We start from the raw sequence: 8,649 nt of genomic DNA, 5'->3' as shown, positions 1-8,649 counted from the left end.
CTGGGAGCGGCGAGACGACATCCACGAAGCCTTCCTCGGCCTCGCCACCTGCCTCATCACACACCGGCACGTGAAACGCCTTTGTTAGGACCTCTAAGAGCGTTAAGCGATTAACGCGACCGTGCAAGGGGAGTTGAACGACCGTGGGCACCAGTGAGCCGAACACTGCGCTAGAGCGTCTGTTCCGTGAGACCGGCTGGACGCTGCGCCAGTGCGCACAAGCGATCAACCGGGTTGGTACCGAACGGGAAACCCCCAAGCAGTACCGCGCACCGTCCGTTCACCAATGGATGAGCGGAAGCGTCCCGCGCGAGGATGCCCGGTCGCTGATCTTGGAAGCGTTCGCCCGGAAGTTGGGGCGGCCCGTCACTCATGCTGAAGCCGGCTTCCCAGTCCCGGAGAGCAGAACGGAGGCGGCACCCTCCAGCACGGTTGACGGGATCATTGATCTTGGAAGGCTGGACATGGACCCTTCCCGCCGTAGCGTGCTAAGCGCAGCGCTGTTCTCTGTCGCGTTGACCGTTCCGGAGTGGCCGGACGTAGTGGGGCGGATGGAAGCTGCCCAGAGAGGTATGCGTACTCGTATCGGCATGTCCGACGTTCAGACGGTGGCTGCGATGACGGAACAGCTTTCGTCCATGGACGATCAGTTCGGGGGGCGCACTGCTCGCCCATTGGCCGCAACGTTCCTTGTGAACACGGTCGCTCCGTTCCTACGGACGCCCGGCCCCGAAGACGTGCGGAAGGCCATGATGTCCGCGGCATCTGACCTCTGTTACCTCACGGGGTACATGGCCGTAGATGAGGGGCTGCACGGACTCGCGCAGCGCTACTACCTCCAAGCGCTACAGCTTGCGGGAGCGTCGGAAGATCATCTGACCTTCTGCACGACGCTGCGCGGCATGAGCGTCCAAGCCGTTGACCTAGGTCAAGGCCCCATCGCAATGCGACTTGCCGACGCTGCGGCGGCATCCTCGCCACAAGCTGGACCGCGAATGCGCGCCTTCCTCGCCGGGCAGCAAGCACATGCCGCCGCACAGATCGGCGATCGGCGGTCTGCGCGCATGTACTTGCAGGAGGCCGAAATAGCGATGGACAAGGCGGAATCGCGAGGCAAGGTGTTCGGTTCGTATGACCCTGCCGCGCTCAACTACCACACCGGGCAGGTGCGCTTCGAGCTGGGCGACGTGCATGGCGCGGTTGCCGCCTTGGAGGAATCGGACCGACTCCGATACAGCATCTATCGGCGGACGCGTGTCAAGGAACGCGCGATCCTCGCCGAGCGTCAATTGGCCGTTGGTCATCTTGAAGCGGCTTGCCATACGTGGGGGCTCGCACTAGACGACTATCCACTTGTCAATTCGGGCCGAATCGACAAGCGCATGTCGGACATGTTCAACCTGATCAGCCCGCACGTACGGAATCACGCCGCGCATGCGTTGTACGAACGCGCTCGGACCGTCGTGCGCCCCGACCTGATCCCGGCCTAGCAAGGCCCCCGCCCTCCCCGTCGGAGTGGCGGGGGCTCAGCCCGTACTACGCGGCGAGTCCGTACCGGCGGAACGCTGCGACCGCGAGCAGCGGGGACCGCCCGAGTTCGGGCGTGCGGTCCACCAGGTAGACGCCCCACGCTCCGCGTCGTCCGGGATCTTGCACATGCTCAGCCATACGCCCCGCAGGCGTAGCGTCCGCTACCGGTGGGAGAACCAGGAGGCGGCCGGCAGCAGTTTCGCGTCGTAGCCGAACAGGGCCTGGTTCTCCCAGGCGTTGCCCGACGCGGGGTCGGCCGGGTCCCAGCCGCTGCCGGCGACGGCGGTCCAGGCCGGCTCCCAGTAGACCGCGCCCAGTCCCCGGCCGCCGGGCACGGCCTCGACGACGTTCAGGACGTCGCGGAGGTTGGCGGCCTGCCCGGCCGGGGTGGCGGGATAGCCGCTGACCAGCTGGCCGGCGGTGGCGATGTTGTTCTCCAGCCCGTCGGCGTCGGCGAGGGTGTGGGCGTAGGCGGTCTCGGCGACCAGCACCGGCTTCCCGTAGCGGGCGGCGGCGTCGTCCAGGTTGGTCTGGAGGTCGGAGAGCGGCCCGTGCCAGTAGCCGTAGTACGAGAGCGCGACGACGTCGAAGGGCACCCCGTACGCGACGGCGTTGTCGAACCACCAGCGGGTGCCCGCGTTGTCGCCGCCCTTGGCGAGGTGCAGGGCCACCTTCGTACCCGAGGAGACGGCCTTGGCCGCGTTCGCGCCGGAGGTGAGCAGTCCGGCGAGCTGGGACCAGTGGTCGGTGGAGCCCTCGGGCCAGAGCATCCCGGCATTGATCTCGTTGCCGATCTGGACCATGTCGGCGGTGGTGCCCTGCGCCTTGAGGGCGTTCAGCACGTCGTACGTGTGGGTGTAGACGTCGGTGCGCAGCTGCGCGTAGCCGTGTCCGGCCCAGGCGGCGGGCTTGGTCTGCTTGCCGGGGTCGGCCCAGCTGTCGGAGTAGTGGAAGTCGACGAGGACCTTCATGCCGAGGGCCTTGGCGCGCTTGGCCATGGCCAGGACGTGGGCCTTGTCGTTGTAGCCGTCGGCCGGGTTCACCCACACCTTGAGGCGGACGTAGTTCATCCCGGCGGAGCGCAGCAGGCCCATCGCGTCGCCGGCGGTGCCGCTCGCGGAGCGGTAGGCGGCGCCGTGGGCCTCGTTCTTCGGGAGGGTGGAGAGGTCGCCTCCCTTGACGGTGAGGCCGGTGGAGCCGGGGGCGAAGGCGATGTCGTCGAAGTTGGCCCACTCCCCCGCGTGGGCGTCGGAGTTGAGGCTGAGGGTGCAGGCACCTCCGGTCACCTTCACGGAGGTGGTGAGGCGGATCCAGGCGCCGTTGGGGGTGGGCGGCAGATCGGTGCGCTGTTCGGCGCCGCCGCAGTTGCGCAGGGCGAGGTAGGCGGCGTTCTGGCCGCCGCTGGACCGCACCCAGGCGCTCAGGGTGTACGTGCCGTCGGTGAGGCCGGTGAGGTACTGGTACGTCTCCACCTTGTAGGCGGAGGCGGACCAGTGGCTGAGCCGGGTGCTGCCTCCGTGGCCGCCTGCCTCGGTGAAGGAGGCGGCGTTCTGCCCGGTGGCGGAGTACGTCGACCAGCCGGTGCTGCCGGACTCGAAGCCGGTGTTGACGGGGGTGGGGGTGGCCGCGTGGGCGGGGAGGGCCGGGAGTGCGGCCAGCAGGAGGCCGGAGAGCGAGGCCGCCAGCACCCCCGCTCTCCTTCTGCCGTGCGTCGTTCCGTACATCGTCGATGTCCCTTCGACTGTTGCGCGGGGGATGCGGGGGTGGTGCGGGTGGTGCGTCCTCAGCCGTGGAGGCGGACCACGCGGACGCCGCCCGCCGGGACGGCGAGGCGTCCGGTGGCCGGCTCTCCGGTGAGGAGTTCGGTGCCGGGGGCGTCGAGGGGCACCTTGGCCTCGCTCCCGGTGTGGTTGATCAGGAAGAGGTAGGTGCCGGCCTCGCCGGTGCGGGTGACCGCCTCGACGTCGTGCGGGATCCCGGTGCGGGGGGCGATGCCGGCGTCCTCGCAGACGCGGTCGAGGACGGCGTCCAGGCCCTCGGCGGTCGGCCGGGTGGAGACGTACCAGGCGGTGCCCTCGCCGAGGCGGTGGCGGGTGACGGCGGGCCGTCCCGCCGGGATGCCGTCGGCGTAGGACCACATGGTCTCGGCGCCGCGCGGGACCACCACGTCCGTCCAGAGGTCGGCGGTCAGCTCCGGGCCCCCGGGGGCGCCCTCGGGCGTGATCAGCCGGACCGTCTCGCCCTCCCCGAGCGGGGAGAACTCCTCGACGGTCAGCCCCAGCACGTCGCGCAGCGCCCCCGGGTACGGACCGGGGTGCACGGCGTCGTTGGTGTCGACGATGCCGGAGAAGTACGAGACGACGAGGGTGCCGCCGCCCTCCACGTACCGGCGCAGATTGCGGCCGGTCTCCTCGGTGGCGAGGTAGAGGGCCGGGACGACGACCAGGGGGTGGCCGGAGAGGTCGGCGTCCGGGTGGGCGAAGTCGACGGTGAGGTGCCGGTCGTAGAGCGCGGCGTAGTAGGCGTCGGCGCGCTCGCGGGCGTCGTGGGCCTGGCTGGGCCGCCACTCCAGGGACTGCGCCCACCAGGACTGCCAGTCCCAGACCATGGCCGCGTCCGCGACGGTCCGGGTGGTGCGGATCTCGTTCAGCAGTCCGAGGTCGGCGCCCAGCCGGGAGACCTCGCGCCAGATCCGGGAGTCCGTTCCGGCGTGCGGGACCATCGCGGAGTGGAACTTCTCGGCGCCCTGCCGGGACTGCCGCCACTGGAAGAACATCGCGCCCTCGGAGCCGCGGGCCACGTGCGCCAGGCTGTTGCGGGCCATCTCGCCGGGGCGCTTGGCGGGGTTGCGGGGCTGCCAGTTGACGCCGCTGGTGGAGTGCTCCAGGAGCAGCCAGGGGGCGCCGCCGGCGACCGAGCGGGTGAGGTCGGCGGCCATGGCGAGGTTGACGTGGGTGCGGCGGCCGTCGGTGATCAGGTAGTGGTCGTTGGTGACGAGGTCGACCTCGCGGCCCCAGGCCCAGTAGTCCACCGAGTCGCACTGGCTGAGCGCGGTCATGAAGTTGGTGGTGACCGGGATGCCGGGGGCCAGGCGGTGCAGCAGGTCCCGTTCGGCGCGGAAGTTCTCGCGCATGGTGGCGTCGGCGAAGCGCGCGTAGTCGAGGTGCTGGGCGGGGTTGCCGACGGTCGGGGTGGTGCGCGGCGGGTCGATCTCGTCGAGGCTGCGGTAGCGCTGGCCCCAGAACGCGGTGCCCCAGGCCGCGTTGACCGCCTCGACGGAGCCGTGCCGGCCGGCCAGCCAGCGGCGGAAGCCGGCCGCGCACCGGTCGCAGTAGCAGGCGCTGACCGGGACGCCGTACTCGTTGTGGACGTGCCAGAGGGCGAGGGCCGGGTGGTCCGCGTAGCGGCGGGCGAGTTGTTCGGTGATGTTCGCCGCGGCGGCCCGGTAGTCGGGGTTGCTGTGGCAGATCGCGCCGCGTGAGCCGAAGGCGTACCGGGTGCCGTCCCGGTCGACGGGGAGCGCCTCGGGGTGGGCGCGGTAGAACCAGGCGGGCGGGGCGACGGTGGGGGTGCCGAGGTCGGCCCGGACACCGTTGGCGTGCAGCAGGTCCAGGAGGCGGTCGAGCCAGCCGAAGTCGTAGCGGCCGGGGTCGGGTTCCAGCAGGGCCCAGGAGAAGATCCCGACGCTGACCATGGTGACGCCGGCCTCCCGCATGAGGCGCATGTCCTCGTGCCAGACCTCCTCGGGCCACTGCTCGGGGTTGTAGTCGCCCCCGAAGGCCAGCTGGTGCAGACCCTGCGGAGCGGTCGCGCGAGGGGTGTGCGGCATGGGTGTCTCCTGGGCTCTTTGGTACAACGTCTGGGAACGTGCACAGACCGTCTCGGCGGCACAGACCCAACATAACCGCACAGCAACAACCATTGACAAGTGTCGGTTTCGTTTCTCTACTGTGAACGCTCACAGCGCACATCAGGCGCTGCACCCTCGCTTCTCGTCAGGGGAGACCTCCATGAAGTACCGCATCGTCGCGGCCTGCGCGGCCGCCTCGCTCGCCGCCACCGCCCTGCTCACGGGCTGCGGCTCGTCGGACGACGACGGCAGCGGCGAAGGACCGGCCGCCTCCGGCCCCGTCTCGCTCACCTACTGGGCCTGGGCCCCCGGCCTGGACAAGGTCGCGGACCTCTGGAACAAGGGCGAGGGCAAGAAGGCCGGCATCACCGTCACGGTGAAGAAGCAGGCCAGCGGCGACGACCTGGTCACCAAGATCATCACCGCGGCGAAGGCGCACAAGGCCCCCGACCTGGTGCAGGCGGAGTACCAGGCGCTGCCCACCCTGGTCTCCAACGATGTGCTGGCCGACATATCCAAGGAGGCCGGCGACGCGAAGGACGCGTTCGCCGAGGGCGTCTGGCAGCAGGCGACGCTGGGCTCGGACGCCCTGTACGCGCTGCCGCAGGACTCCGGCCCGCTGATGTTCTACTACCGCAAGGACCTGTTCGAGCGGTACGGGCTGACCGTGCCCACCACCTGGGAGGCGTTCGCCGAGACCGCCCGCGCGCTGAAGAAGAAGGCCCCGGACAAGGACCTCACCACCTTCTCCTCCAACGACTCCGGGCTCTTCGCGGGCCTGGCCCAGCAGGCCGGGGCGCAGTGGTGGACCACCTCCGGTGACACGTGGAAGGTCGCCATCGACGACCCGGCCACCCGCAAGGTCTCGGACTTCTGGGGCGGCCTCGTCAAGGAGGGCGCCATCGACAACCAGCCGATGTACACCCCGGCCTGGAACAAGGCGCTCAACACCGGCAAGCAGATCGCCTGGGTCAGCGCCGTCTGGGCGCCCGGCACCCTGAACACCGCCGCCCCGGACACCGCGGGCAAGTGGGCCATGGCCCCGCTCCCCCAGTGGACGGCCGGCGAGAACGTCACCGGCAGCTGGGGCGGCTCCTCCACCGCCGTCACCAACGACTCGAAGCACAAGGAGGCGGCGGCCACCTTCGCGAAGTGGCTGAACACCGACTCCGCCGCGCTCGCCGCCCTGGTCAAGGAGAGCGGCATCTACCCCGCCGCCACCGCCGCCCAGACCGGCGGCGCGCTCGCGAAGCCCCCGGCCTACTTCTCCAACCAGCCGGACTTCTACACCGAGGCCGCGAAGATCGCCAAGGGCACCGCCCCCGCCGCCTGGGGCCCGAACGTGAACGTCGCGTACACCGCGTTCAAGGACAACTTCGCCACCGCCGCCAAGAACCGGTCGGCCTTCGGCCCCGCGCTCACCGCGATGCAGGACGCCACCGTCGCCGACCTGAAGAAGCAGGGCTTCGGAGTCTCCGAGTGACACGCGCACGCCGCCGGAAGCCGTACGGGGTCAAGAGCGCCCCGTACGCCTTCCTGATCCCCGCCACCCTGCTCTTCCTGCTCTTCTTCGCGCTGCCCATCGGCTACGCCCTCTACCTCAGCCTGCGCAGGACCGAGGTCAGCGGACTGGGCCTCGGCAGGGGCGCGCGCCAGGAGGTCTGGGCCGGGCTCGCCAACTACCGCCAGGCGCTCTCCGACTCCGAACTGCTGCACGGCGCGCTGCGCATCCTCGGCTACGGCGCGATCGTCGTCCCCGTCATGCTGGGCCTCGCCCTGCTCTTCGCGCTGCTCCTGGACACCGAACGGATCCGGCTGCGCGGCTTCACCCGGCTGGCGATCTTCCTGCCCTACGCCATCCCCGGCGTGGTCGCGGCCCTGATGTGGGGCTTCCTCTACCTGCCGGACGTCAGCCCGTTCCACTTCCTGCTCGACCGGGCCGGCCTGCCGCGACCCGATCTGCTCGACGGCGGCCCGCTCTACCTCGCGCTCGCCAACATCGCGGTCTGGGGCGGCACCGGCTTCAACATGATCGTCATCTACACCTCGCTGCGCGCCATCCCCGCCGAGATCTTCGAGGCGGCCCGGCTGGACGGCTGCTCGCAGCTCCAGATCGCCCTGCGGATCAAGATCCCGATGGTCGCGCCATCGCTGGTGCTGACCTTCTTCTTCTCGATCATCGCGACGCTCCAGGTGTTCAGCGAGCCGACGACGCTGAAGCCGCTCACCAACTCCCTCTCCACCACCTGGAGTCCGCTGATGAAGGTCTACCAGGACGCGTTCGTCACCAACGACATCTACGCGGCGGCCGCCCAGGCGGTCATCATCGCCTTCGTCACCCTGGCCCTGTCCTTCGGCTTCCTCAAGGCCGCCAACTCCCGTACGAAGCAGGGGGACGCCTCGTGACCACGACGCACCCGGGAGGGCCCGTGACGGCCCGCCGCCGGTTCGCCCCCGTGCCCACGGCGGCGCTGCTGCTGGGCGCCCTGTACTGCCTGCTGCCGGTGGTCTGGATCCTCGTCGCCTCGACCAAGTCCGGCGGCGAGCTGTTCTCCACCTTCACCTTCCTGCCCGGCTCCGGCTTCGCGGACAACCTCGCCGACCTCTCGGCGTACCGGGACGGGGTCTACTGGAGGTGGATGGCCAACTCGGCCCTGTACGCCGGCGTCGGCGCCCTGCTGTCCACCGCCGTCTCCGCGGTCTCCGGCTACGCGCTCGCGATGTACCGCTTCCGGGGCCGGGAGACGATCTTCAACATCCTGCTCGCCGGGGTGCTGATGCCCCCGGTGATCCTCGCCGTCCCGCAGTACCTGCTGATGGCGAAGGCCGACCTCACCGACTCCGCCCTGTCGGTGATGCTGCCCGTGATCCTCTCGCCGTACGGCGTCTATCTGGCCCGGATCTACGCGGCGGCGGCCGTGCCGGGCGACGTCGTCGAGGCCGGCCGGATGGACGGCGGCGGGGAGTGGCGGATCTTCCGCACCATCGCGCTGCCGATGATGGTGCCGGGGCTGGTGACCGTCTTCCTCTTCCAGTTCGTCGCGATCTGGAACAACTTCCTGCTGCCGTACATCATGCTCGGCGACGACGAGAAGTTCCCGGTCACGCTGGGACTGTTCACCCTGCTCCAGCAGGGCGCGTCCACCCCCGCCCTCTATACGCTGGTGATCACGGGGGCGCTGCTGGCGATCGTCCCGCTGATCGCCCTGTTCCTGGTCATCCAGCGGTTCTGGAGCCTCGACCTGCTCTCCGGGGCCGTAAAGTCCTGA

The 8,649-nt window shown here is 69.9% G+C and carries 6 protein-coding genes; 4 read left to right on the top strand and 2 right to left on the bottom strand.

What is annotated here, in order from left to right; translation table 11 throughout:
- Positions 1-143: 143 nt before the first annotated feature.
- Positions 144-1,490, top strand: coding sequence for a tetratricopeptide repeat protein (locus tag ACWCXC_RS22980; protein ID WP_450890401.1), 1,347 nt, complete (start codon positions 144-146; stop codon positions 1,488-1,490).
- Positions 1,491-1,691: 201 nt separating this feature from the next.
- Here ACWCXC_RS22980 and ACWCXC_RS22975 read toward each other — a convergent pair whose 3' ends face one another.
- Together ACWCXC_RS22975 and ACWCXC_RS22970 are read right to left on the bottom strand one after the other, a co-directional pair.
- Positions 1,692-3,254, bottom strand: a complete 1,563-nt coding sequence (locus ACWCXC_RS22975; protein ID WP_450682660.1) for a glycoside hydrolase family 53 protein — start codon at positions 3,252-3,254, stop codon at positions 1,692-1,694.
- A 59-nt stretch (positions 3,255-3,313) separates the two neighbouring features.
- Positions 3,314-5,359, bottom strand: coding sequence for a beta-galactosidase (locus tag ACWCXC_RS22970; RefSeq protein ID WP_450682659.1), 2,046 nt, complete (start codon positions 5,357-5,359; stop codon positions 3,314-3,316).
- Between the two features lie 181 nt (positions 5,360-5,540).
- Here ACWCXC_RS22970 and ACWCXC_RS22965 point away from each other — a divergent pair, with 181 nt between their 5' ends.
- From ACWCXC_RS22965 to ACWCXC_RS22955, 3 genes are read left to right on the top strand one after another with little or no spacing between them, the layout of a single operon-like run.
- Positions 5,541-6,863 carry an ABC transporter substrate-binding protein gene (locus ACWCXC_RS22965; protein ID WP_450682658.1) on the top strand — a complete coding sequence of 441 codons (1,323 nt, stop codon included), beginning with the start codon at positions 5,541-5,543 and terminating at the stop codon, positions 6,861-6,863.
- Positions 6,860-7,786, top strand: a complete 927-nt coding sequence (locus ACWCXC_RS22960) for a carbohydrate ABC transporter permease (protein ID WP_450890400.1) — start codon at positions 6,860-6,862, stop codon at positions 7,784-7,786. Before ACWCXC_RS22965 ends, ACWCXC_RS22960 begins: the two co-directional genes overlap by 4 nt.
- Positions 7,783-8,649, top strand: coding sequence for a carbohydrate ABC transporter permease (locus tag ACWCXC_RS22955; RefSeq protein ID WP_450682656.1), 867 nt, complete (start codon positions 7,783-7,785; stop codon positions 8,647-8,649). The genes ACWCXC_RS22960 and ACWCXC_RS22955 overlap by 4 nt, the downstream gene beginning before the upstream one ends.

This window comes from Streptomyces sp. NPDC001515, from assembly GCF_053597115.1.
Note: the sequence above shows the minus strand (reverse complement) of the source record. Positions and strands in the feature narration are given on the sequence as shown.